Genomic DNA, 22,647 nt, shown 5'->3' with positions numbered 1-22,647 from the left:
GCGCAGGGGCGGTTCGCGGGCATCGCCGCATGTCGGTGATGAGAATTCAACACAGTATTGTCATGCGCGCCCCCTGAAAAAACTCCTCCGATCCATAAGGTTGGATGCGTGAGCGCACAGGATCTCCCACTGGAACTTCGTCGTGCCCTGTCGACGGTCGCGCGGGTCCCACGCCTGTTGGTCGCATCGGATTACGACGGGACGATCGCACCCATCGTGTCCGATCCGGCCAAGGCGTACCCGCACGGCGAGTCGGTGCGCGCCTTACGCGCGCTGGCCGGGCTGTCGGGCACCACGGCCGCCGTCATCTCCGGCCGGGCGCTGCGTGATCTCGCGGCGCTGTCGCGGCTGCCCGTCGAGGTGCAGCTGATCGGCAGCCACGGCTCGGAGTTCGATGTCGGCTTCGTGCACGCCATCGACAACGACGCCAAGCAGCTGCTGCAAGAACTGACCACCGCGCTGAACCAGATCGCCGCGGAGAATCCGGGCGTGACGGTCGAGACCAAGCCGGCCAGCATCGCGCTGCATGTGCGCAACGCCGGGCCGGAGATCGGGCGGCGCGCGCTGAACCAGGTCCGCCAAGGCCCGGCCTGCTGGGTCGGGGTGCAGGTCACCGAGGGCAAGGCCGTCATCGAGCTGGCTGTCATCCCCACCGACAAGGGCAGCGCCCTCGACACCATCCGGCATCAGGAGGGCGCGTCGGCGGCGGTGTTCTTCGGCGACGACGTCACCGATGAGAAGGCGTTCCGGATGCTGTCGGGGCCGGACGTCGGCATCAAGGTCGGCGAGGGCGAGAGCCTGGCCAAGTACCGGGTGCCCAATACCGAGGCCGTGTCGTGCGCGCTGGCCTTCCTGCTCGAGGAGCGGCGCACCTGGCTGGCCGGTGCCAGCGCGCCCCGGATCGAGCGGCTGAGCATGCTGGCCAGCCCGCGTTCGGTGGCGCTGCTGACCCCCGACGCCACCGTCACCTGGTTCTGCCATCCGGAACCGGATTCGGCGGCGGTGTTCGCCCATCTGCTCGGCGGGCCGCAGGCCGGGCATTTCAGCATCGCACCGGAACGCCCCGGCCTGCCGCTGTCGCAGCGCTACATCGACGGCACCATGACCGTCGAAACCCGTTGGGCCAAGCTGCAAGTGGTCGATTACCTGCCGCACGACGTGGCACCCGACCGCACCGATCTGACCCGCGTCATCACCGGTGACACACGCGCCGTGGTGACCTTCGCGCCGCGACCGGAATTCGGCCAGGTGCCGGTAACCATCGAGGCCGAGCCGAACGGGCTGCGGGTGCGCGGCACCAACGATCCGACGGTGCTGCGCTCCCCCGGCGTCGAATGGACCATCCAGAGCGATGGTGTGCACTCCTCCGCGACGGCCGTCATCGATCCGACCGAGGGTCCGGTGGTGCTGGAACTGCGCTGCGGCACACCGGATCTCGCGCCCGCCATGACGCCCGAACCGGAGCGCAGGCGGATCGCGGAGACCTACTGGTCGTCGTGGGCGGCCGGGCTGGACCTGCCGCCGCTCAAGCCGGACCTGATGAAGCGCTCGGCGCTGACGTTGCGCGGACTCGTGCACGCGCCGTCCGGCTCGATCCTGGCCGCGGCCACCACCTCGCTGCCCGAGGACATCGGCGGCGTGCGCAACTGGGACTACCGCTACTGCTGGCTGCGCGACGCCGCGCTCACCGCGTCCGCGCTGGTCTCGCTCGGCTCGCTGGGCGAGGCCGAGGACTTCCTCGGCTGGGTGCACCGGGTGCTGGAGACGCTGCCCGGCCCCGAGCGGCTGCACCCGCTGTACACGCTCTACGGCGAGACCCTGCCACCCGAGGCCGTCATCGACCAGCTGCCCGGTTACGCCGGATCGCGGCCGGTGCGCGTCGGCAACGCGGCGAACATGCAGGTCCAGCTGGACGTCTTCGGTCCGATCGTCGACCTGATCGCCACGCTGGCACACGCACGGGAGACCCAGGGCATCGGCGATCCGCGCTCGGCGCTGCCGGACCAGGACTGGGAACTGGTGCACGCCATGGTTTCGGCGGTGCAGCGACGCTGGCACGAGCCCGACCACGGCATCTGGGAGATCCGCGGCAACCCGCGCCACCACGTGTACTCCAAGGTGATGGGCTGGCTGACCATCGACCGCGCACTCACCCTGGCGCAGAAGTTCGACCGCCCGATCCACCCGGAATGGGCCGCGCTGCGCGACCAGATCGCCGACGAGGTCAAGACCAAGGGCTGGAACGAGGAAGTGCAGTCGTTCACCGCCGCCTACGACGGCACCGATCTGGACGCTGCGACCCTGCACATCGGGTTGAGCGGACTGATCGACCCGTCCGATCCGCGTTTCGCGGCCACCGTCGTCGCGACCGAGGCCGAGCTGCGCAGCGGATCCACCGTGTACCGCTACCACCACGACGACGGCCTGCCCGGCGGCGAGGGCGGGTTCCACCTGTGCGCGGCGTGGCTGGTGGAGGCGTACCTGCTGATCGGCAAGCGCTCCGATGCCGAGGCGCTGTTCGCCCAGCTGGTGGATGTGGCCGGGCCGACCGGTCTGCTCAGCGAGGAGTACGACCCGGTGGCCGAGCGTTCGCTGGGCAACCATCCGCAGGCCTACAGCCATCTCGGCCTGCTGCGGTGTGCTCAGCTGTTGAGTCAGCCGGTGAACGCACTGGTCAGCTGATTCTCGTACACGGCCCACGTCGACGGCCGGCCATCCACTGGTCGCCGACGTGGGCCGTGGCGCGCCCGGGGAACACAGATCACACGGATTCGGTTCGTATCCGCAGAAACGCCCTGATAAAGTAAAACGGAAACGATTTCCATTAAGCTTTGGGAGCCCGCGTGAGAACCAGATCTGCCACCACCTTCGCAACCGTCGCGGTGGGGCTGGCGTCCATGCTGGGCCTCGCCGCCTGCGGCACCGGCTCCGACGACTCGGGCAAGCCGTCGGTGGTCGCCTCGACCAATGTCTGGGGCAATATCGCGGCAACCATTGCCGGGCCCGACGCGACGGTCGAATCGATCATCACCGACCCCGCCGCCGACCCGCACTCGCACGAAACCTCGGCCGTCGAATCGGCCAAGATCTCCGACGCCGACCTGGTGGTGCTCAACGGCGGCGGCTACGACGAGTTCATGGAGAAGGCCATCGAGGGCACCGGCAAACGCGCCGTCGACGCCTTCGCCTCGCGCGCCGAGGACATCCGCGACGACGAGAACGAGCACGTCTGGTACGACGTCGACACCGCCGCGGTGGTCGCCGACCGGATCGCCGAAGCGCTCGGCGAGATCGACCCCGACCACGCCACCGGCTACACCGACCGCGCGGCCGCGTTCAAGGACAGCCTCAACGGCGTCCGCTCCTACACCGCGCCCGCTCGCACCTCCGACCCCGGCGCGCCGATCATGCAGACCGAACCGCTCGCGCACTACCTGCTGCTCGACGCCGGCGCCAACGACGTGACCCCGCACGAGTACCAGGAAGCGATCGAGCAGGAAACCGACCCCGCGCCCGCCGCCGTCGCCGCCACCCGCGACCTGATCACCGGCAAGCAGGTGCGCGCCATGATCTACAACGTGCAGACCGAGGACAAAACCAGCAAGGAACTGCGCGCCCAGGCCGAAACGGCCGGAATCCCGGTGGTCGAGGTGACCGAAACGCTGCCGGCCGGGGTCGATTACGTCACCTGGCAGACCAATAACGCACGCGCCATCGCCGCGGCACTGGACTGATCGTTATGCGCGCCGAACGTCGGGTCGATGAGGCTGATCGGGTGGAGCTGGGCGAGCCGGAGGTGACCGGGTCGTCGCAGGGTGATGCGGTAGGCGGGGCTGGTGTGCCGGTCGCGCCCGGCCAGGCTGGGCCGGTCGATCGGTCCCCGTCCCGCAGAGGCACGGCGGCGGCGCCGGCCGCGAGCACACCCGCCATCAAACTCGAATCCGCCCGGCTGTCGTTCGGGGAGCGGACGCTGTGGCAGGGCCTCGATCTGGAGGTCGCCCCGGGTGAGTTCATCGCGATTCTGGGGCCGAACGGGTCCGGGAAGACCTCGCTGCTGAAGGTTCTGCTGGGGCAGCTCGGGTTGAGTTCGGGTAGCGCCGAGATCGCCGGGGCGCCCGCGCGGGCGGGGCATCCGGATATCGGCTACATCCCGCAGCAGAAGACGATCGACGCGGGCGTGCAGTTGCGTGGGACCGATCTGGTGGGGCTCGGGGTGGACGGGCACCGGTGGGGGCTCGGCTGGCGCACGCGGCGCGAACGCAAGCGCAAGGTGGCCGCGGCGGTGGCCGATGTGGGGGCACAGGCTTTCGCGGACGCGCCCTTGGAGAGCATGTCCGGTGGTGAACAGCAGCGGCTGCGGGTGGCGCAGGCGTTGGTCGGCGATCCGCGCGTGCTGCTGTGCGACGAACCGCTGCTGAGCCTCGATCTGGCCAACCAGCGCCTGGTGTCGGAACTGATCGACCGGCGCCGCCGCACCCACGACACCGCCGTGCTGTTCGTGACCCACGAGATCAATCCGATCCTGCCGCTGGTGGACCGGGTGCTGTACCTGGTGGACGGCAAATTCCGGATCGGCACCCCCGACGAGGTGATGACCTCGGAGGTGCTGTCGGAGCTGTACCAGACCGAGGTGGATGTGCTGCGGGTGCGCGGGCGGCTGGTGGTCGTCGGGACCGGCGACACGATGGACGCGCTCGGCGCTGCCGGGGCGCACTGCCACGGCGAGCCGGGGACGCCGCACTCGGCGCCGCGCGACAGTGAGGCACGCGCGTGAACGACAAACTCGCCGACGTGGTGTCGAAGATGTTCGACTTCTCCACCACCGCGAACCTGCTGACCTACGACTTCGTGCAGCAGGCGGTGCTCGCCGCGGCGCTGCTCGGGCTGCTGGCCGGCGTGATCGGGCCGCTGATCATCAGCAGGCAGATGTCGTTCGCGGTGCACGGCACCAGCGAGCTGTCGCTGACCGGTGCGGCGGCGGCGCTGCTGGCCGGGATCGGTGTCGGGCTCGGCGCCATCGCCGGATCGGTGGTTGCGGCGGTGCTGTTCGGGGTGCTGGGTACCAAAGCGCGCGAACGTGATTCGGTGATCGCGGTGGTGCTCTCGTTCGGACTCGGACTCTCGGTGCTGTTCTTGTGGTTGGGGCCCGACCGCGCCGGATCGAAGTTCTCGCTGCTGACCGGGCAGGTCGTCAGCGTCGGCAACAGTGGGCTCGGATTGCTCGCGTTCTGCACCGTCGGCGTGCTGGCGGTACTGGCGTTCGTCTACCGGCCGTTGCTGTTCGCCAGCTCCGATCCGGAAGTCGCCGTGGCGCGCGGAGTCCCGGTGCGCGCGCTGTCGATCGTCTTCGCGGTGCTGCTGGGCATCACCGCGGCCTTCGGCGTCCAGATCGTCGGCGCCCTGCTCGTGCTCGCCCTACTGATCACCCCCGCGGCCGCCGCCGCCCAGCTCACCGCCAGCCCCGCCCGCGCCACCGTGCTGACGGTGGTGTTCGCCGAAATCGCGGCCGTCGGCGGCATCCTGCTCTCCCTGGCGCCCGGCGTGCCGGTGTCGACCTTCGTCACCGGACTGTCGTTCCTGATCTACATCGTCTGCCGCGTGATCGGGACCCGTCGCCGGCAAGCGGCGCGGGTACGTTCGGCGGTCTGAGGGTCGATCGATCGGGCGCTCGGCCCGCTGCTCCATGCGCGCGGCGTGGGCTGGAGACCTGTGGCCGGCGGGCGTCTCCCCTTCGGGCGACGCCGATCACCTGCTTCACCGCGGCCTCGTCCCAGCCGTTCATCGGTGAGGAGGCGAGGCCCATCTCCGTGGCGGTGAGCATCACGTAAGCGGCGGCGATCATCGCGTCCTTGATCGCGTACTCCCGCAGCAGGCCACGTTCTTCCAGGTCGGCTTGGAAGGCTTGCGACGCCCCGGAGAACATCGTGACGAACTCGTCGTTCCACGCGCCATTGCGGCGGGCCTGCTCGTAGACGTCGCTGCGGTCCTCGCGCCAGGCCAGTGGCTCGGCGACGAACACGAGCATGAGCGGCGCTTCCTGTGGCTGTGGCTGCCCACCGGTGGCCCAGGCCAGACCCGCACGGCCTTCGTCACCGGTGACGACGACGATGGACCGGTCCTGGAAATTCCAGCTGGTGGGCGCCTCGATGGCGAGGTCGAGCAGTTCGTCGATCACGGTCGGGGAGATCGCGTCGGGGCGGTAGTGGCGGACGGTGCGGCGAGTGCGGATGGCTTCGGCGACGGACATGCTGTGGGGAGTCATGCCACTAACTATCGGAGAGTGACTCACTTTTCAGAAGAAGGCACTAATTAGTGCGTTACTCTCCATCTATGGAGACGATCGTTGAGTCCTCGGGCTTGCCGGCCGACGCGTTCTCGGCGAAGTGCCCGACCCGCCAGGTGCTCGATCACATCGCAGGCAAGTGGACGGTCCTCGTAGTGGATGCCCTGCTCGGGGGCACCATGCGCTACACCGACCTGAGCCGGCGGATCGAAGGTGTCTCACAGAAGATGCTGACCCAGACTCTGCGCAGCCTCGAGGCCGACGGGTTCATCACCCGCACCGTCTACCCCACCATCCCGCCCCGCGTCGACTACGACCTCACCGCACTCGGGCGCAGCCTGGCCGAGCCCATCACGGCGCTACGGCAGTGGGCGGAGAACCACATCAACGAGGTCGAACAGGCCCGCAGCCGGGCCCGCGACTGACACGGCAGCGGGAGTCGCGTCCCGGTGAAACCCGCTCGATCACAGCACCGCCCGTCGCCTGCGCGAACCCGGCCGAACACCCGCGCGATACCGTTTGATGGCATGTGCCTTCAGTAGGTGCGCGCGGGTTTCGTATGCTCATCGAACGCACCCCCTAACGAAGGTGACCACTGATGATCGACTTCAGCATTCCCGCCGACCTCGCCGCCGAACGCGATCGGATCCGCCGGTTCGTCACCGAGAAGATCGTGCCGTTCGAGCGCGATCCGCGGCTCACCGCGCACGGGCCGACCGATGAGCTGCGCCAGGAGATGGTGGAGCTGGCGCGGGCGGAGAAGCTGCTGACCATTCAGGCCCCGGAGGCGCTGGGCGGGCGCGGGCTCACCCATGTCGAGCAGGCGGTGCTGTACGAGGCGGCGGGCTGGTCGACACTCGGCCCCATCGCGATGAACTGCGCGGCGCCCGACGAGGGCAATATGTTCCTGCTGTCCAAGATCGCGAACCCGGAACAGACCGAGCGCTACCTGATGCCGGTGATCAACGGCCACCAGCGTTCGGTCTTCGCCATGACCGAACCGGGCGGCGCCGGCTCGGACCCCAACCAGCTGGCCACCACCGCCACCTTCGACGGCGAGAACTTCACCATCAACGGCCGCAAATGGCTGATCACCGGCGCCAATGGGGCCAAGACCTGGATCATCATGGCGCGGCTCGCGGAGAACCCGCATCTGCCGGCGGGGCCGACACTATTCCTCACCGACGGCGATCAGCCGGGCATCGTCATCGAACGCACCATGAACACCATGGACCGCAACTACGTCGCCGGACACGGCGTGGTGCGCTTCGACCAGCTCACCCTCCCCAAGGAGGCGCTGCTCGGCGAGGCCGGCCAGGCGCTGCGCTACGCCCAGCTGCGGCTGGCCCCGGCCCGGCTCACCCACTGCATGCGCTGGCTGGGTGCGGCCGAACGCGCGCACAGCATCGCGGTCGAGCACGCCAAGACCAGGACCGCGTTCGGCAAGACCATCGGCGAACACCAGGGTGTGTCGTTCATGTTGGCCGACAACGAGATCGCACTGCACCAGTGCCGATTGACGATCTGGCACGCCTGCTGGCTGATGGATCAGGGCGAGAAGGCCCGGCACGAGAGCTCGGTGGCCAAGGCCTTCGTCTCCGAGGAGCTGTTCAAGGTCACCGACCGCTGTGTGCAGGTACTCGGCGGCATCGGCATCAGCGACGAGACCGTGGTGGAGATGATCTTCCGCGATATGCGCGCCTTCCGGCTCTACGACGGCCCGACCGAGGTGCACAAGTACGCCATCGGCCGCCAGATCCTGCGTCCCTGAGCACTCGCCCGAGCGCCCACCGGGCGGGGCGGGGTCGTCTACGATCCAAGGCATGAGTTCGGAACTGCTCGTCGATGTCTCCGCGGGCATCGCCGTCCTCACCCTGAATCGCCCCGCCCAGCAGAACGCCTTCACGCCGGCCATGATCGCCGAGCTCAGCGCGGCCTTGCAGCGCTGCGATGCCGAGGATGCCATTCGCGTCGTCGTCATCACCGGCACCCCGCCCGCGTTCTGCGCCGGCGCCGACCTGTCCGACCGGGTCGGCGAGGTCACCGGCACCATCGACCCGCCGCCGTTCCGGGTGCGCAAGCCGGTGATCGCCGCCGTCAACGGGCACGCCGTCGGGATCGGACTGGCGCTGGCGCTGCAATGCGATCTGCGCTATCTGGCCGACGACGCGGTGTACGGGCTGAGCCAGGTGCGCCGCGGCGTGCTCGCCGACGGGTACGCGCACTGGACGCTGCCGCGACTGGCGGGCCTGGCCAACGCCGCCGACATCCTGCTCACCGGCCGCACCTTCGACGGCGCGGAGGCCAAGGCGATGGGCCTGGCCAATGCCTGCCTACCCGGCGGCGAGGTGCTGCCGACCGCGCTGGCGGTGGCGCACGATATCGCCAACGGCTCGGCCCCGCTGACAGCCGCGCTGTCCAAGCGGCTGCTGTGGGAAAGCATGGATATGGCGCCGTCGGTGGTGGGACGGCTGGAGAGCGAGCTGAACCAGCACGTGGCCAAGAGCATCGACGGCGGGGAGGCGATGACGGCGTTCCGGGAACGGCGTCAGCCCGACTGGTCCGGGTCGATCTCCGAAGAGTGGCCGGCCTGGGACCACCCGGACGAACCGGAGCGGCCGAGCCTGCACTGAGCGGCGGTGAGCGCCCTCGCCGACTGGGCGGCCGAAGCGGCATTCAGCGGAACGCGACCGAGTCCGCACCGAGCGACAGTTCGCTAGGCGTTGCCGCCCAGCAGGATCAGCAGGAACAGCAGCGCCCAGATGATCATCATGATGGTGCCGATGACCCCGAGGATGTAGCCCACCATCACCTGCGCGCGCCCACTCAACGCACCGTGGGAATCGTTGATCTGGTCGAGCGCCTGTTTGCCCAGCGCCCAGGCCACCGGCCCGAGGACCCCGCAGCACATCAAACTCACGGCGCCGAGCACCAGCACCAGGGTTGCCCGCGGGTGCTCGATCGTCTGACCGATGGGCTGATTGGGTATCACCACGAGCCGAATTGTACGGGGGTAGGCCGCCTTTGCGCGTTCTTTACCGAGTGTCGCGGCCGTGCGGCGTTTCGCTCACGCGCACGGACGAGCCCCACCGTCCGGGCGTGCGGCGATCTCAGATGCGGCGCTGACGGGCCACTTCGGCGAGCACGACACCCGCGGCGACCGAGGCGTTGAGCGATTCCACCGGACCCGCCATCGGAATGCTCAGAATGGCATCGCAGGTCTCGCGGACCAGCCGCGACAGGCCCTTGCCTTCGGAGCCGACCACGATCACCGTCGGTGCGGTGCCATCGAACTCGTCGAGGGTGGTGTCGCCACCGGCGTCCAGGCCGACGATCTGATAGCCCTTGGCGGCGAAATCCTTCAGCGTGCGGGTCAGATTCGTGGCCCGCGCGACGGGCAGCCGGGCCGCCGCGCCCGCACTGGTGCGCCAGGCCACCGCGGTGACGCTGGCGCTGCGGCGCTGCGGAATCACCACACCCTGACCACCGAACGCGGCCACCGAGCGGATCACCGCGCCGAGGTTGCGCGGATCGGAGATGTTGTCCAGCGCGACGATCAGCGCCGGCTGCCCCGAATCCCGCACGCGCTCGGCCAGATCGTCGGGGTGGGCGTAGCGGTACGGCGGCACCTGGAGCGCGAGGCCCTGATGCAACCCGTTGGCGCTGAGCCGGTCCAGATCGGTACGCGGAACTTCCAGGATGGAAATGCCGGTGTCGGCGGCGATCCGGACGCTCTCGGTCAGCCGCTCGTCGTTCTCGGTGCCGACGGCGACATACAGCGCGCTGGCGGGCACACCGGCGCGCAGGCATTCCACGACCGGGTTACGCCCGAGCACCATCTCCGGCCCGTCGTCGGTCTTGCGACCGGCCGGACGATTCTGGCGTCCACCCGAACCTGCCTGCGCCGCTTTGGCTTTCGCGGCAGCACGCTTGGCGGCCGGATGGTACTTACGCATCTCGGCGGGCGGAGTCGCACCCCGGCCCTCGAGTCCACGCCTGCGCTTGCCGCCGGATCCGACAACCTGGCCCTTCTTGGTTCCGCCCTTGCGGACAGCGCCTCGGCGCTGCGAATTGCCTGCCATCAGTCGGCCTTTCCTGGCTGTGGGGTGACCAGCGACCATTCCGGGCCGTTGGGGGTATCGGTGACCTCGACACCCGCGGCGTGCAACCGGTCGCGCACCGCGTCGGCGGTCGCCCAGTCCTTGTCGGCCCGCGCTTGCTGGCGCCGTTCGAGTTCGGCATTGACCAGCACATCGAGCGCGGCGGTCGCGGCGGTGGAATCACCGGGGGTGTGCCACTGCGGGTCCAGTGGATCGACACCGAGGATGGCCAGCATGCCACGCACCTGGCCGGCATGCTCGCGCGCGGTGTCGAGCACGCCGGCGTCGAGCGCCTTGTTGCCCTCGTGCACCACATGGTGGATTTCGGCGAGCGCCTTGGGCACCGCGAGGTCCTCGTCGAGGGCGGCGGCGAAGGCGTCGGTCCACTTGCCCACCGGCACGTCACCACCGCGTTCGACCACCCGATGCACGAACGCCTCGATGCGCTGATAGGTCTGCGCGGCATCCTGCAGGGCCTTGTCGGAGTACTCGAGCATCGAACGGTAATGCGCGCCACCGAGGTAGAACCGCAGCTCGACCGCCCGGACCTGCTTCAACACATTGGGCACCGACAACACATTGCCGAGCGACTTCGCCATCTTCTCGCCGCCGAGGGTGACCCAGCCATTGTGCAGCCAGTACTGCGCGAAACCGTGCCCGGCCGCCTTGGACTGGGCGATCTCGTTCTCGTGGTGCGGGAAGACCAGATCCATTCCGCCGCAATGGATATCGAACGACGAACCGAGATAGAACTCCGCCATCGCCGAGCATTCCAGATGCCAGCCCGGCCGGCCCGGACCCCACGGCGACGGCCAAGTGGGCTCGCCTGGCTTGGCGGCCTTCCACAGGGTGAAATCGCGCGGATCGCGTTTGCCCTCGCCCGCGCTTTCGCCCTGGTGCACGTCATCGAGACGATGCCCGGACAGCGCGCCGTACTCGGGGTAACTCACCACGTCGAAGTAGACATTGCCCGCCGAGGCGTAGGCGTGCCCGCGGTCGATCAACCGCTGCATGAGCTCGACCATCTGAGTGATGTGGCCGGTGGCGCGCGGTTCGGCCGACGGCGGCAGCACACCGAGCTGCCGGTAGGCCTCGTCGAAGGCGCGCTCATGGGTCGCGGCCCACTCCCACCACGGCCGTCCGGCGGCGGCGGCCTTGTTCAGGATCTTGTCGTCGATATCGGTGACATTGCGGATGAACGCGACATCGTGGCCGTTGACGGTCAGCCAGCGGCGCAGCACGTCGAACGCGACGCCGCTGCGCACATGCCCGATGTGCGGTTCACCCTGCACGGTGGCGCCACACAGGTACACCGAGGCATGGCCGGGGACCAGTGGCGTGAAATCACGCATGGTCCGCGTCTCGGTGTCGAATAGGCGCAGAGTCACGGCAGTCGATCCTAGCTGGTATATGGGGTTGCGCTGCGGGCGGAGTCTCGAAATTCCGACAGGTCCGCGGCCGGATCGGCGCGGGTCGGCGGGGCTGGACTACCGACAGTGCAGCAGGGCGGTCGCCATGGCGGCGACCCCTTCACCGCGCCCGGTGAGCCCGAGACCGTCGGTGGTGGTGCCCGACACCGACACCGGCGCGCCCAGCAGATCGCCGAGGACCTGCTGCGCTTCGGCCCGGCGCGGGCCGATCTTGGGGCGGTTGCCGATCACCTGGACCGCCGCGTTGACCACGTCGTATCCGGCCTCGTCGAGCAATCGGCGCACTTCTTTCAGCATGGCGGCGCCGGAGACGTTCGCCCATTCCGGGCGGCCGGTGCCGAAGACGGCGCCGACGTCGCCGAGGCCCGCGGCCGAGAGGAGGGCGTCGCAGAGCGCGTGCGCGGCGACGTCGCCGTCTGAGTGGCCGGCGCAACCGTCGTCGCCGTCGAAGAGCAGCCCGGCCATCCAGCACGGGCGGCCGGGTTCGATCGGATGGACATCGCTGCCGATGCCGACGCGCATGGTCATCGGACACCCGCCGCGGGCAGTTCGGCGCCGGCCAGGACGGCCTCGGCCAGGTGCAGGTCGAGCGGGGTGGTGATCTTGAAGGCGAGCGGGTCGCCGGGCACCGTGCGGACCGGGTGGCCCAGGCGTTCGACCAGGCCCGCGTCGTCGGTGGCGGCGACCTCGGTGGCGTAGGCGGCGCGCAGCAAATCGGCCGCGAATCCCTGCGGGGTCTGGATGGCGCGCAGGGCCGACCGGTCCGGGGTTCCGGTGACGATCCCGCGCTCGTCCACCGATTTCACGGTGTCGACGACCGGGAGCGCGGGCACCACGGCCGGATGCCCCGCGCGCAGCTCGGCGGCCACCCGGGCGATCAGCTCGGGTGGGGTGAGCGCGCGGGCGGCGTCGTGGACGAGGTAGTAATCGGCCCGCGGTGCGGCCGCGATGCCGGCGCGGACCGAATCGGTGCGCTCGGCCCCGCCGACGACGACGCGAACCGGCGCGGCGGACGGCAGCAGGGCAACTGCGATCTGCACCAGTTCGGCCGGAACCATGACAATTATCTCGTCTACGGCATCGGATGCGAGCAGCCCATCGACGGCGTATCTGAGCATGGGTGTACCGCCGACCGCGACGAACGCCTTGGGTGTCGATCCACCCAGGCGCACGCCACGACCGGCGGCAGGCACCAACGCGACCACACGGCCGTTAGAGCTGTTCACGGTCAGGAAGCCGCTGCGAGAACCTCGTCGAGCAGCGTCTCGGCCTTGCCGTCATCGGTTCCCTCGGCGAGCGCGAGCTCACCGACGAGGATCTGCCGGGCCTTCGCCAGCATCCGCTTCTCGCCCGCGGACAGACCGCGGTCCTGCTCCCGACGCCACAGATCGCGGACGACCTCGGCCACCTTGTTCACATCGCCGGAGGCGAGCTTCTCCAGGTTGGCCTTGTAGCGGCGGGACCAGTTGGTCGGCTCTTCCGTATGCGGCGCACGTAGCACCTGGAAAACCCGATCGAGACCTTCCTGCCCGACGACGTCGCGCACGCCGACGTATTCCGCGTTCTCTGCGGGAACCCGAACAGTCAGGTCACCCTGGGCGACCTTCAGGACCAGATACTCTTTCTGCTCACCCTTGATGGTGCGAGTCTCGATAGCTTCGATCAGCGCCGCTCCGTGGTGGGGGTAAACGACGGTGTCTCCGACCTTAAAAATCATGTGTCCCGTGCCCCTTTCGATGTTCACAGTTTAACATGCGGCTCGATAACGGCGCGATCAACTGTGCAGGTCAGGGCCACAACGGGGCTACCTCGGGGCTTGACAGAATCTGCGAGATGTGCATTGCGTTGTGCCAGAACGAGTTACCTCCTGGCACTTCCAGCGCCGGGAAACCCAGCGGGACAGTAGCACTGCGCACAGCCGCGCGCACAACCGCGAATCGTGATCAGCCCGAAACAACCCTCGCGCGCGTCGCCCCTCGCGCACCCGCGCGGCCGGGACGCACCTCGAACCGGCGACCTTCCGCTTGGGGAGCGGAGGGTCGCGCGCGGCCGGGCGGAGCACCGCACGTACCTTTGCGCGCCCGGCGCACCCGTCGGCGCGGCCGGGCGATCCGGCCCGACACATACTCCCCGCGCGCCCGGTACTCCCGGCCAACTACTACAGTCCCTAGTTGGAGTGAGCCCGCTCGACATGGAGGACAACCCGTGACTGCCCTGACAGCTGTGACCGCCCCGGCGGCAGGTACGACCCCGCGGCGTCGCATGACGATGGTTGCGGCCCTCGCGGCCGGCGCGGCGCTCGCCCTGACCGGCTGCAGCGCCGGCCAGATCTCGCAGACCGCCGACCAGGTGGCCGCGATCAACGGCAACCACGCCGACGTCGGCAAGATCTCGCTGCGCAACGTGCACATCGTCTACCCGCCCAGCGGTGAGCACACCAACGCCACCGGCGGCCAGGCCGTGCTGGCGCTGTCGATCGTCAACACCAGCGAGACCACCGCCGACGAGCTCACCAAGATCAGCACCGATCTGGGCGACGTGAAGATCACCGCCCCCGGCGGCGGCTCCACGCTGACGCTGAAGCCGCAGCAGACCGTCGTGGCCGCCGGCGCCGACACCACCGCCGCCGCCGGTGAGCACGGCTCCTCGGACGAGCACGGCACCTCCGATGAGCAGCACGGCACCGAGACCACCACCGCCGCGCCCACCACCACCGCGGCGCCCGCCGCCGGTGCGGGCGAGGACCCCGAGGCCGATCCCGCGCGCATCGAGATCACCGGCCTGACCAAGGACATCACCCCGGGCCTGACCTACACGGTGACCTTCGACTTCAAGGAGAACGGCACCGTGCAGATGCAGGTGCCGGTCGACGCGGGCACCGTGGCCGAGCGCCACGAATCGGACCTGTCGCGCGCGAGCGAAGGTGGGGCCAAGGGCGGGCACTGAGCTCGCTGAGTTTTCGCGCAACGGCCGTCGCATCCCCGGATGCGGCGGCCGTTCGCGTTGCGGGGCGGCGGTGTCGGTGCGGCTGCGTAGGGTGCGCGTGTGGCGAAAAGCAAGCCGGTGTTCCAGTGCTCCGCGTGCGGGCACGAGGTCGCCAAATGGGTGGGTAAATGTCCCGACTGCGGTGCGTGGGGCACCGTGGAGGAGATCGCGCCCTCGGTAGCGGCGCCTGCGGGGCGGCGGGCCATGCTGCCGAGTACCGCCGCCGCGCCGATCTCACAGATCGATTCCCAGCTCACCGCGGCCAGGTCCACGGGCGTGCCGGAGTTGGATCGGGTGCTCGGCGGTGGTGTGGTCGCCGGGTCGGTGGTGTTGCTGTCGGGTGAACCGGGGGTCGGCAAGTCGACGCTGTTGCTCGAGGTCGCCCACCGCTGGGCGGCGGCCCGCGACGAACGCGCCCTGTACGTGACGGCCGAGGAGTCGGCGGGGCAGGTGCGCCTGCGAGCCGACCGCACCGGGGCGGTGCACGAGCGGGTGTACCTGGCGGCGGAATCGGATCTGTCGATGGTGCTCGGGCATGTCGAGCAGGTGCGGCCGACGCTGCTGGTGGTCGATTCGGTGCAGACCATGCTCGCGCCGGATACCGACGGCGTCATCGGTGGGGTCACCCAGGTGCGCGCGGTGACGGCGGCGCTCACCGCGCTGGCGAAATCCAGCGGGATCGCGGTGCTGCTGGTCGGGCACGTCACCAAGGACGGCGCGGTCGCCGGTCCGCGCACCCTGGAACATCTGGTGGACGTGGTGTTGCAGTTCGAAGGCGACAAGAACTCCACGCTGCGCATGGTGCGCGGGATCAAGAACCGCTTCGGCAGCGCCGACGAGGTGGGCTGTTTCGAACTGCACGACGACGGCATCACCGGAGTGGCCGATCCGTCGGGGTTGTTCCTGCATCACCGCACCGATTCGGTGCCGGGCACCGCGGTCACCGTGGCGTTGGACGGTAAACGTCCGCTGGTCGGTGAGGTCCAGGGCCTGACCGTCGACACCCAGGTGCCTGCGCCGCGGCGTGCGGTGAGCGGGCTGGACTACAACCGGGTGGCGATGATTCTGGCGGTCTTGCAGAGCCGCTGCGGGTTCTATGTGGGCAAGCAAGATATCTATGCAGCCACCGTCGGGGGGATGCGGCTGGTGGAGCCGGCCGCGGATCTGGCGGTGGCCTTGGCCATCGCCAGTTCCGCTCGTAATACCGCCCTGGAGCCGGGCTGGGTGATCCTCGGCGAGGTGGGGCTGGCCGGTGAGGTCCGCCGGGTCACCGCGACCGCGCGGCGGCTGGCCGAGGCGGAACGGCTCGGGTTCACCACCGCGATCGTGCCGCCGGGCACCGATGCGAAGTCGACGCCGATGAAACTGATCGAGGCGACGTCACTGCGCGGGGCCATCCGGATGGCCGGGCTCAGCAAGGGCAAGGGCTGAGACCTGGCGGCAAAGACCGACTCGTCGCGGCTGAACCGGCCTGGCTGGCGGGCGCGGGCGGCCGCGGCCCGAAGCGCTAGGCGATGTTGAACGGCTCCGGCGCGCTGCGGATCGCGCCCAGCTGGGCAACGACGTTGTAGGCACCGGCCGGAACCTGCACCCGCTCCCCCGCGCATTCCGGCTGCGAGGTCGCACCGGTCCAGGTGACGGTGAAGGCGGCCTGCTCACCCGGCTGCAAGGTGCGCACATCGGGTTCGCCGTCCGGATAGCAATCGGTGCTGGCCCACAGCCGGCGCTGACCGTCGAGGGTGTGCACGGAGACCTGCTGGAGGCCCGAACCCATATCGCGGGTGCAGGCGTCGGCGGAGATATTGGTGATGACGATGCCGAAGACCGGCTGCTCACCCACCCGGTAGGTGGGCTGGGCGACGGTCACCTTCACCGCCAGCGACTGGTCCGAGCATTGGCCCGCGGCCACCGGCGTGGCACTGCTGGAGGTGGCGGAGCCGGACGGCTGGGACGATTCGGCGGCGGACTCTTTCTTGGTCGACGCCTGACCGGCCGGCTTGTTCGTCTCGGTCGACGAATTCGCCGCCGCCTGGGTATCGCCGGGCGAATCGCCGCCCCGCGATACCGCGACCACCAGCCAGATCACCAGCACGAGCGCGACGACCAGCACGCCGATGGCAAAAACACGTCGCCGCCAATAGATCTCCGGAGGCAGCGGTCCATTCGGTTCCAGCACGACTCAACGGTAAGCGCACCGCTCGGCACAGCAACTCAGGGGCACGGCGTGTCGGGGCGTCAACCGTGTCGGCGACGCCCCGCGCACCCGTCGAGAGCTGGGCGTATGCGAGCGTTCGAGGCTCAGGCGACCTCGCCGATGTCACCGATCGAGCTGTGCAGCTTGGCCTTACCGTCGGCCAGGGTGTAGGTGACACAGGCGATCGCGAGCTGCCCGTTGGTTACCCGGTCGGCGATGATCGAGGAGCGCTGACGCAGTAGCTCGGCGGTCTCCTGGACGTGGCGGGCTTCGAACTCGTCAACGGTGGACAGGCCCTCGCGGCGGCCGATCAGCACCGACGGGGTGACGCGCTCGACCAGGCTGCGGATGAAGCCGCCGGGAACCTCGCCGCCGTCGAGGGCGTCGAGGGTGGCCTTCACCGCGCCGCAGCTGTCGTGGCCGAACACCACGATCAGCGGCACGTTGAGGATCTGCACGCCGTATTCGATGGAGCCGAGCACCGAGGAGTCGACCACGTGGCCGGCGGTCCGGACCACGAACATGTCGCCGAGGCCCTGGTCGAAGATGAGTTCGGCGGCGACGCGGGAGTCTCCGCAACCGAACAGAATGGCGGTGGGGTGCTGACCGCCGACGAGCTTGGCTCGATCCGCGGCGCCCTGATTAGGATGCAGCAACGTGCCGTTGACGAAACGGTCGTTACCGTCGCGGAGGGATTTCCAGGCGCTGATCGGGTTCGACTGAGGCATGTGTCCATTTTGCACAGATTGAGTGTTACCGACGAGTCGGTTCCGGTTACGAGGCCGCTAACACCGTCTGGCCAGGCCCGATCCAACGCGGTGAGCAGCAGGTGAGGACGACATTGACAGCCACGGTTGACCCGGATGCCCTGCTCGACTGGTACCGGGTCACCGCCCGCGATCTGCCCTGGCGCCGGCCGGGCGTGAGCGCGTGGCAGATCCTGATGAGCGAGATCATGCTCCAGCAGACGCCGGTGGTGCGGGTGGAACCAATCTGGCGGGAATGGGTGGCGCGCTGGCCGGTGCCGTCGGCCATGGCGGCGTCCTCGCAGGCAGAGGTGCTGCGGGCGTGGGGCAAGCTCGGATATCCGCGCCGCGCGCTGCGACTGCACGAATGCGCGCGGGTGCTTGCGAGCGAGCACGGGGATCGGGTGCCCGAGGACGTCGAGGTGCTGCTCGGCCTGCCCGGGATCGGCGCGTACACCGCCCGCGCCGTCGCGTGTTTCGCCTACGGGCAGCGAGTTCCGGTGGTGGACACCAATGTTCGCCGCGTGGTTGCCCGAGCGGTGCACGGGAAGGCGGATGCCGGTAATCCGTCGGCGAAGGGTCTTCGCGAGACGGAGGCCCTGCTGCCGGCGTCGGTGCCGCGCGCCGCGACTTTCTCCGCCGCCCTGATGGAGCTCGGCGCGCTGATCTGCACCGCCCGCTCCCCCTCCTGCGACAACTGTCCGCTGCCCCGCTGTGCCTGGAACGAGGCAGGCCGGCCCGCCTCGCAGGTAGTGCGACGGACGCAGAAGTACGAGGGCACCGACCGGCAGGCCAGAGGGCGGCTGATGGATGTGCTCCGGGACGCGTCCGGTCCGGTCGAGCGGGTGCGGCTGGATATGGCGTGGACCCGCGACCCGGGTCAGCGGGACCGGGCGCTGGACTCGCTGTTGGTGGACGGGCTCATCGAGCAGACGGCCGACGGGTTGTTCGCGCTGGCGGGCGAGGCCGGGCACGTCGAACCCGGGAGCTGACCTCGGGGTACGTCAGCAGCTCGCCCGGATCCTTCGCGCAGCACCGGCCGCGCCGGCGGTAAGCGCGGTTCGGTATCGCTCGGCTCAGCCAGAGTTCGCGGCGGCCGCTGTCTGTGGATCCGCGCTCGAATCAGTCAGCCGGTCCCTCATCCGATGCCGCTGCGGGCGCCGGAGTATCAGGCAACGTGCGAGCGAGACCCGGGCGCGGGTCATCGCCGATCGGCTCACCGCCGAGCACACGGCCCAGGAACCCGCTCACCTCCGCCCGATAACGCTCGGGCTGATCGTCGTGCACCAGGTGACCGGCATCGGGCACCAGCACGTATTCGGCGCCGGGATGGACCTCCGCCATCGCGCGCATCTGGCCCGGCGGGGTGATGGTGTGTTCGCCTTCGATCAGCAGCGCGGGCACCTCGATGGTGCGCCACTGCGTCCAGAAGTCCCTGGTCCCCCACTCCTCGGAGATGTCGCGGAACGTCGACACCGAGCCGTGTAGCCGGTAGCCGTCGGGGCCGTGGTCGAAGGAGGCGAGGAAGTAGCGTCCGGCGACCGGGCCGAAGAAGTCGAGCACCGCGGCCTCGTCGGGGAACGGCTGCGGCCAGGCCTCGATCATGGCGGCCCAGTGCGCGGCGGTGCGGCCGGTGAAATCGGGGGCCATATCCTCGACCACCAGCGCTTTCACCCGTTCCGGGAACTGCGCGGCGAACATCCAGGCGTGCAGCCCGCCCATCGAATGGCCGATCACCACCATGGGTTCGGCGATGGACGCGGTCGCGGCGGCCAGATCGGCGACGAAGGCCTCGGTGCTCAACTCGGCGGGGGCCGGTCTGCCGTGGCCGGCGGCGTCGAAGGTGTAGACGTGGCCGAAGCCGCGCAGCCAGTCCAGGTGATCGCGCCAGGTGCGCGCGCTGCCCATCAGGCCGTGCAACAGCAGCAGCGGCGTGCCCGTCCCGCCTTCGTCGTACAACACGTCCGCGATTGTGCCGCACCCGTCGGTGATAACCGTCGCACCTGCCTGCCCTCGCGGTCCGAGGGGGCAGAATCGAGGCATGTCTGTTGTGAAGATCAATGCGATCGAGGTTCCCGAGGGCGCCGGCCCCGAGCTGGAGAAGCGCTTCGCCCACCGGGCGCACGCGGTGGAGAACTCGCCGGGCTTCCTCGGCTTCCAGCTGCTGCGGCCGACCGCCGGAGAGAACCGGTACTTCGTGGTGACGCAATGGGATTCGGAAGAATCCTTCGCCGCCTGGCGTGATGGCCCGGCCCGCGAAGCGCATGCCGGCCAGCAGCAGAAGCCGGTCGCCACCGGTGCCTCGCTGCTCGAATTCGAGGTCGTGCTCGACGTCGCGGGCAAGGCGGCTTCCGCGGGCTGAGGCCTTTACGCACCCGGCAGCCGTCGCCACCCGATATTGACGACGGCGGCTGTGGGGTGTCACAGTTCGAGGGACAAACGCGTAGGTGACGCGGTAATCCGGTGCAATTCCGGAGCGGTCGCGCCACTGTGTTCCAGCCACCGGGTTCGGTGCCGGAAAGCCAGACACCGGCACCTTCGCGACCACTCGACGGGACGCGTTTATCCCAAGGAGGACTGGCAATGGCCTTCGTGCACACCCCCGGCGTATCCGCCCGGGTCACCGATTCCCTGGCTACCGTGCTCATCACGGTTGGTGTCGTTCTGCTCGCACTGCTCACCCTGTACCTGGTCGGATTCGATCAGGGCGCCATCTCGCGCAGCGGGATGTTCATGCATGAGCTGATGCACGACGGACGTCACCTGCTGGGTCTTCCGTGCCACTGACCGGAACTCTGCGCACCCTGTTACTTCGTGGTCTGCTGGCCGGCCTGGTCGCCGGTCTGCTGGCGGGCACCGTCGGATATTTCGTCGGCGAGCCCAAGGTGGAGGCGGCGATCGCCATCGAGGAAGCCGGTGCGGCCGCCGACGCAGGTGCCGATGGGCATACGCATGGCGAGCAGGCATCCGGCGGGCACAGCCACGGCGACGAGGAAGAACCGCTGGTCAGCCGCTCCGGCCAGAAGGCGGGCCAGTTCCTCGCGCTCGGCCTGGCCGGGATGGCGTTCGGCGCGATCTTCGGCGCCGCCGCGCATGTCGCGCGCCACTACACCGCACTGTCCGGGCCGAAGCTCGCGCTCGGGCTCGGCGTGGGCGGCTGGGCGGGCATCGTCGCGGTGCCGTTCTTCAAGTACCCGGCCAATCCGCCCGCGGTCGGCGATCCGGAGACGATCAACGACCGGACGCTGCTGTGGCTGGCGGCGGTGCTGCTCGGGATAGTCGCCGTCGGCGCGGGCGTCTACGTGTGGAAGCTGCTCGCCGAGCGGCCGGAAACGCTCCGGCTGACCGCCGGGGTGGGCGCGTTCGTGCTGCTCACCGCAATCGGTTACATCGTCCTGCCGGGAGTGAACGAGGTCGGCGCCGACTTCCCGGCGAGCCTGCTGTGGGAGTTCCGGATCTCCTCGCTCGCGGTCTCGACGACGCTGTGGGCCTGCCTGGGTCTCGGCTACGCGGTGCTCACCGAGTTCGCCGACCGGTCTCGTACCCCGGTGCCGGCGGCTGTTTCCGCGGGCTGATCCGCATCGAGAAATCCATGGGCAGTGTCGGTTTCCATGACCGGCACTGCCTTTCTCGTCGATACCGGATCCACCGGGATGCGGGGGCGGCGCGACGATGAAGACCGCACGGAAACGCCCGGGTCCCCGATAGCCGGTGGACCCGGGCGTGCGCTCAGGACTCCAGTGCGGCGTCCAGGGTGATGTTGTCGACGCCGGCCAGGGCCTTGCTGACCGGGCAGCCGGACTTGGCGGCTTCGGCGGCGGTGCGGAAAGCGGCGTCGTCGAGGCCGTCGACGCGGCCGCGGACGGTGATCTTGATTCCGCTGATGCGGAACCCGCCCGCCGGGTCGGGAGCGAGGGTGACGTCGGCGGTGACGTCGAGGCTGCGCGGGGTGGCACCGGCATTGCCGATCTCGGCCGACAGGGCCATCGCGTAGCAGGACGAATGCGCGGCCGCGATCAGTTCCTCCGGGCTGGTGGCGCCCTCGGCATTGTCGGCGGCCCGCTTCGGGAACGACACGTCGTACTTGCCTGCACCCGAGCTGGCCAGCTCGACCTGTCCGGTGCCGTCCTGCAGGCCGCCGGTCCATGCGGTGCGCGCGGTACGTGTGGGCATCACAGTCCTTTCCACGATCGGTTGACGAGAGGTTTCTCCGTTCGAACCTACCCGCCTCGCTCAGCCCGCGGCAGCGGTTCGCTTGTCCAGCTGCTCCAGCACGGCCGGCCAGGCGGCGCGATGCCGATCGCAGGCTTCCCGGTTCGGAAAACCACTGTGCCGCAACTTGATTCGAATACCTCGCGGCTGCTTGACGAAATCCACCCGGACGAGGGTCTCCGCGCCTTCGGTGCCGCCCGCGCCGGTGACCCAGGTGAGCTCGAGGCACCGCTCGGGCTCGAGCCGCAGGAAACGCCCGTAATGCGGGACCGGCGTGCCCTGATTGTCGGCTTCGAAGTAGAAGGGTTCACCCACCTGCGGGCGCATGCGGACCGATTCGGGGATCGCGAACCAGATGTCGAAGCCCTGGGTCCAGGCCAGGTACAACAACGACGGCGATGCCGTCATGACCCGCTCGACGGTGAGTTCGTGAGGCCGTGCCGACAGGTCCGGATAACGCACATGCTGATCGACCATCAGACCGACCTTACCCGCGCGCACCGGCCCGTCGGACGGTTTGCCGAAGCGGTGATCCGATTACCCGGGATCGGTCACCTCGGCTTGCACGATTGCGGTGACGATCAGCGCCGATGCCACAAATCGTCCCGCGCTCAACGGATCACGATGCACGAGGATGCCGAGCACGATCGCGGCGGCGTCGCCGATTCCGATGCGGACCGCTTGGTCGGTGCCGACC

The 22,647-nt window shown here is 69.2% G+C and carries 25 protein-coding genes and 1 riboswitch; of the genes, 13 read left to right on the top strand and 12 right to left on the bottom strand.

Translation table 11 applies throughout. The annotated features are described in order from the left end of the window. The first annotated feature begins 108 nt into the window (after positions 1 to 108). The 4 genes from otsB (at position 109) to NOCYR_RS02305 (ending at position 5,649) form a co-directional block, all read left to right on the top strand. The gene (gene otsB / locus NOCYR_RS02320; protein WP_014348749.1) at positions 109 to 2,682 is read left to right on the top strand and encodes a trehalose-phosphatase; all 2,574 of its coding nucleotides are present in this window, start codon (positions 109 to 111) and stop codon (positions 2,680 to 2,682) included. A gap of 161 nt (positions 2,683 to 2,843) precedes the next feature. Beyond that, positions 2,844 to 3,734 (top strand): metal ABC transporter solute-binding protein, Zn/Mn family, encoded by an 891-nt coding sequence (locus tag NOCYR_RS02315; protein ID WP_231856015.1) that lies wholly within the window; start codon positions 2,844 to 2,846, stop codon positions 3,732 to 3,734. Between the two features lie 5 nt (positions 3,735 to 3,739). Further along, positions 3,740 to 4,774 (top strand): metal ABC transporter ATP-binding protein, encoded by a 1,035-nt coding sequence (locus tag NOCYR_RS02310; RefSeq protein WP_014348747.1) that lies wholly within the window; start codon positions 3,740 to 3,742, stop codon positions 4,772 to 4,774. Further along, a complete protein-coding gene (locus NOCYR_RS02305) occupies positions 4,771 to 5,649 on the top strand; it encodes a metal ABC transporter permease (RefSeq protein ID WP_014348746.1) in 879 nt (292 codons plus the stop codon). The genes NOCYR_RS02310 and NOCYR_RS02305 overlap by 4 nt, the downstream gene beginning before the upstream one ends. Here the strand turns inward: NOCYR_RS02305 and NOCYR_RS02300 are convergent. Next, entirely contained in the window at positions 5,561 to 6,262 is a 702-nt protein-coding gene (locus NOCYR_RS02300; protein ID WP_148280506.1) for a nitroreductase family protein, read from the bottom strand. The two genes, NOCYR_RS02305 and NOCYR_RS02300, sit on opposite strands and share 89 nt — an antisense overlap. Positions 6,263 to 6,330: 68 nt before the next feature. On the opposite strand from NOCYR_RS02300, the gene NOCYR_RS02295 reads away from it, so the two are divergent. From NOCYR_RS02295 to NOCYR_RS02285, 3 genes are all read left to right on the top strand, one after another. Beyond that, positions 6,331 to 6,708 carry a winged helix-turn-helix transcriptional regulator gene (locus NOCYR_RS02295; RefSeq protein WP_014348744.1) on the top strand — a complete coding sequence of 126 codons (378 nt, stop codon included), beginning with the start codon at positions 6,331 to 6,333 and terminating at the stop codon, positions 6,706 to 6,708. A 173-nt stretch (positions 6,709 to 6,881) separates the two neighbouring features. Further along, positions 6,882 to 8,054, top strand: a complete 1,173-nt coding sequence (locus NOCYR_RS02290; RefSeq protein ID WP_014348743.1) for an acyl-CoA dehydrogenase family protein — start codon at positions 6,882 to 6,884, stop codon at positions 8,052 to 8,054. Between the two features lie 52 nt (positions 8,055 to 8,106). Then, positions 8,107 to 8,916: an enoyl-CoA hydratase/isomerase family protein gene (locus NOCYR_RS02285; RefSeq protein WP_014348742.1), complete on the top strand. Its 810-nt coding sequence runs from the start codon at positions 8,107 to 8,109 to the stop codon at positions 8,914 to 8,916. 83 nt (positions 8,917 to 8,999) lie between these two features. Here NOCYR_RS02285 and NOCYR_RS02280 read toward each other — a convergent pair whose 3' ends face one another. The 6 genes from NOCYR_RS02280 to carD form a co-directional block, all read right to left on the bottom strand. Continuing rightward, positions 9,000 to 9,278 (bottom strand): DUF4190 domain-containing protein, encoded by a 279-nt coding sequence (locus NOCYR_RS02280; RefSeq protein ID WP_014348741.1) that lies wholly within the window; start codon positions 9,276 to 9,278, stop codon positions 9,000 to 9,002. A 115-nt stretch (positions 9,279 to 9,393) separates the two neighbouring features. Next, a complete protein-coding gene (gene rlmB / locus NOCYR_RS02275; protein ID WP_014348740.1) occupies positions 9,394 to 10,365 on the bottom strand; it encodes a 23S rRNA (guanosine(2251)-2'-O)-methyltransferase RlmB in 972 nt (323 codons plus the stop codon). Continuing rightward, positions 10,365 to 11,771: a cysteine--tRNA ligase gene (cysS, locus tag NOCYR_RS02270; protein ID WP_014348739.1), complete on the bottom strand. Its 1,407-nt coding sequence runs from the start codon at positions 11,769 to 11,771 to the stop codon at positions 10,365 to 10,367. The genes rlmB and cysS overlap by 1 nt, the downstream gene beginning before the upstream one ends. Positions 11,772 to 11,870: 99 nt before the next feature. Continuing rightward, positions 11,871 to 12,335: a 2-C-methyl-D-erythritol 2,4-cyclodiphosphate synthase gene (gene ispF / locus NOCYR_RS02265; protein WP_048833862.1), complete on the bottom strand. Its 465-nt coding sequence runs from the start codon at positions 12,333 to 12,335 to the stop codon at positions 11,871 to 11,873. A 2-nt stretch (positions 12,336 to 12,337) separates the two neighbouring features. Next, positions 12,338 to 13,039 carry a 2-C-methyl-D-erythritol 4-phosphate cytidylyltransferase gene (gene ispD, locus NOCYR_RS02260; RefSeq protein ID WP_081505283.1) on the bottom strand — a complete coding sequence of 234 codons (702 nt, stop codon included), beginning with the start codon at positions 13,037 to 13,039 and terminating at the stop codon, positions 12,338 to 12,340. Positions 13,040 to 13,041: 2 nt separating this feature from the next. Next, positions 13,042 to 13,530 carry an RNA polymerase-binding transcription factor CarD gene (carD, locus tag NOCYR_RS02255; RefSeq protein WP_011206964.1) on the bottom strand — a complete coding sequence of 163 codons (489 nt, stop codon included), beginning with the start codon at positions 13,528 to 13,530 and terminating at the stop codon, positions 13,042 to 13,044. 545 nt (positions 13,531 to 14,075) lie between these two features. On the opposite strand from carD, the gene NOCYR_RS02250 reads away from it, so the two are divergent. Beyond that, positions 14,076 to 14,759, top strand: coding sequence for a hypothetical protein (locus NOCYR_RS02250; protein WP_014348736.1), 684 nt, complete (start codon positions 14,076 to 14,078; stop codon positions 14,757 to 14,759). Between the two features lie 99 nt (positions 14,760 to 14,858). Next, complete coding sequence (gene radA / locus NOCYR_RS02245; RefSeq protein WP_014348735.1) at positions 14,859 to 16,229, top strand: DNA repair protein RadA; 1,371 nt, start codon at positions 14,859 to 14,861, stop codon at positions 16,227 to 16,229. Positions 16,230 to 16,305: 76 nt separating this feature from the next. Here radA and NOCYR_RS02240 read toward each other — a convergent pair whose 3' ends face one another. After that, complete coding sequence (locus NOCYR_RS02240; RefSeq protein WP_048832651.1) at positions 16,306 to 16,974, bottom strand: hypothetical protein; 669 nt, start codon at positions 16,972 to 16,974, stop codon at positions 16,306 to 16,308. Between the two features lie 122 nt (positions 16,975 to 17,096). Next, positions 17,097 to 17,720 (bottom strand): carbonic anhydrase, encoded by a 624-nt coding sequence (locus NOCYR_RS02235; RefSeq protein WP_014348733.1) that lies wholly within the window; start codon positions 17,718 to 17,720, stop codon positions 17,097 to 17,099. 113 nt (positions 17,721 to 17,833) lie between these two features. Between NOCYR_RS02235 and NOCYR_RS02230 the strand changes: the two genes are divergently transcribed. Then, on the top strand, positions 17,834 to 18,730 hold the full coding sequence (locus tag NOCYR_RS02230) for an A/G-specific adenine glycosylase (protein ID WP_014348732.1): 897 nt from the start codon (positions 17,834 to 17,836) through the stop codon (positions 18,728 to 18,730). Between the two features lie 130 nt (positions 18,731 to 18,860). Here NOCYR_RS02230 and NOCYR_RS02225 read toward each other — a convergent pair whose 3' ends face one another. Further along, complete coding sequence (locus NOCYR_RS02225; RefSeq protein ID WP_014348731.1) at positions 18,861 to 19,700, bottom strand: alpha/beta fold hydrolase; 840 nt, start codon at positions 19,698 to 19,700, stop codon at positions 18,861 to 18,863. A gap of 79 nt (positions 19,701 to 19,779) precedes the next feature. Here NOCYR_RS02225 and NOCYR_RS02220 point away from each other — a divergent pair, with 79 nt between their 5' ends. The 3 genes from NOCYR_RS02220 to NOCYR_RS02210 all read left to right on the top strand — a co-directional run bounded on the left by NOCYR_RS02220 (position 19,780) and on the right by NOCYR_RS02210 (position 21,313). Further along, on the top strand, positions 19,780 to 20,100 hold the full coding sequence (locus NOCYR_RS02220) for an antibiotic biosynthesis monooxygenase family protein (RefSeq protein ID WP_048832649.1): 321 nt from the start codon (positions 19,780 to 19,782) through the stop codon (positions 20,098 to 20,100). Between the two features lie 39 nt (positions 20,101 to 20,139). Beyond that, positions 20,140 to 20,291: riboswitch (cobalamin riboswitch) on the top strand. A 30-nt stretch (positions 20,292 to 20,321) separates the two neighbouring features. Further along, positions 20,322 to 20,525 (top strand): CbtB domain-containing protein, encoded by a 204-nt coding sequence (locus NOCYR_RS02215; RefSeq protein ID WP_014348729.1) that lies wholly within the window; start codon positions 20,322 to 20,324, stop codon positions 20,523 to 20,525. After that, positions 20,516 to 21,313 carry a CbtA family protein gene (locus tag NOCYR_RS02210; RefSeq protein WP_014348728.1) on the top strand — a complete coding sequence of 266 codons (798 nt, stop codon included), beginning with the start codon at positions 20,516 to 20,518 and terminating at the stop codon, positions 21,311 to 21,313. The genes NOCYR_RS02215 and NOCYR_RS02210 overlap by 10 nt, the downstream gene beginning before the upstream one ends. Before the next feature lie 154 nt (positions 21,314 to 21,467). Here NOCYR_RS02210 and NOCYR_RS02205 read toward each other — a convergent pair whose 3' ends face one another. Then, positions 21,468 to 21,911: an OsmC family peroxiredoxin gene (locus NOCYR_RS02205; RefSeq protein ID WP_014348727.1), complete on the bottom strand. Its 444-nt coding sequence runs from the start codon at positions 21,909 to 21,911 to the stop codon at positions 21,468 to 21,470. Positions 21,912 to 21,971: 60 nt separating this feature from the next. Beyond that, positions 21,972 to 22,427: an SRPBCC family protein gene (locus tag NOCYR_RS02200; protein WP_048833859.1), complete on the bottom strand. Its 456-nt coding sequence runs from the start codon at positions 22,425 to 22,427 to the stop codon at positions 21,972 to 21,974. Between the last annotated feature and the right edge of the window lie 220 nt (positions 22,428 to 22,647).

The organism is Nocardia cyriacigeorgica GUH-2 (genome assembly GCF_000284035.1).
Taxonomy (GTDB): Bacteria; Actinomycetota; Actinomycetes; order Mycobacteriales; family Mycobacteriaceae; genus Nocardia; species Nocardia cyriacigeorgica_B.
This window is presented reverse-complemented; position numbering and strand designations above follow the sequence as displayed.

What these genes read in the sequence shown, in the direction of transcription:
- NOCYR_RS02310 (WP_014348747.1), top strand. Translation starts at nt 3,740, where the DNA reads ATGCGCGCCGAACGTCGGGTCGATGAGGCTGATCGGGTGGAGCTGGGC.
- NOCYR_RS02300 (WP_148280506.1), bottom strand. Translation starts at nt 6,262, where the DNA reads ATGACTCCCCACAGCATGTCCGTCGCCGAAGCCATCCGCACTCGCCGC.
- NOCYR_RS02295 (WP_014348744.1), top strand. Translation starts at nt 6,331, where the DNA reads ATGGAGACGATCGTTGAGTCCTCGGGCTTGCCGGCCGACGCGTTCTCG.
- NOCYR_RS02290 (WP_014348743.1), top strand. Translation starts at nt 6,882, where the DNA reads ATGATCGACTTCAGCATTCCCGCCGACCTCGCCGCCGAACGCGATCGG.
- NOCYR_RS02285 (WP_014348742.1), top strand. Translation starts at nt 8,107, where the DNA reads ATGAGTTCGGAACTGCTCGTCGATGTCTCCGCGGGCATCGCCGTCCTC.
- rlmB (WP_014348740.1), bottom strand. Translation starts at nt 10,365, where the DNA reads ATGGCAGGCAATTCGCAGCGCCGAGGCGCTGTCCGCAAGGGCGGAACC.
- ispF (WP_048833862.1), bottom strand. Translation starts at nt 12,335, where the DNA reads ATGCGCGTCGGCATCGGCAGCGATGTCCATCCGATCGAACCCGGCCGC.
- carD (WP_011206964.1), bottom strand. Translation starts at nt 13,530, where the DNA reads ATGATTTTTAAGGTCGGAGACACCGTCGTTTACCCCCACCACGGAGCG.
- NOCYR_RS02250 (WP_014348736.1), top strand. Translation starts at nt 14,076, where the DNA reads ATGACGATGGTTGCGGCCCTCGCGGCCGGCGCGGCGCTCGCCCTGACC.
- NOCYR_RS02235 (WP_014348733.1), bottom strand. Translation starts at nt 17,720, where the DNA reads ATGCCTCAGTCGAACCCGATCAGCGCCTGGAAATCCCTCCGCGACGGT.
- NOCYR_RS02220 (WP_048832649.1), top strand. Translation starts at nt 19,780, where the DNA reads ATGTCTGTTGTGAAGATCAATGCGATCGAGGTTCCCGAGGGCGCCGGC.
- NOCYR_RS02215 (WP_014348729.1), top strand. Translation starts at nt 20,322, where the DNA reads ATGGCCTTCGTGCACACCCCCGGCGTATCCGCCCGGGTCACCGATTCC.
- NOCYR_RS02205 (WP_014348727.1), bottom strand. Translation starts at nt 21,911, where the DNA reads ATGCCCACACGTACCGCGCGCACCGCATGGACCGGCGGCCTGCAGGAC.
- NOCYR_RS02200 (WP_048833859.1), bottom strand. Translation starts at nt 22,427, where the DNA reads ATGGTCGATCAGCATGTGCGTTATCCGGACCTGTCGGCACGGCCTCAC.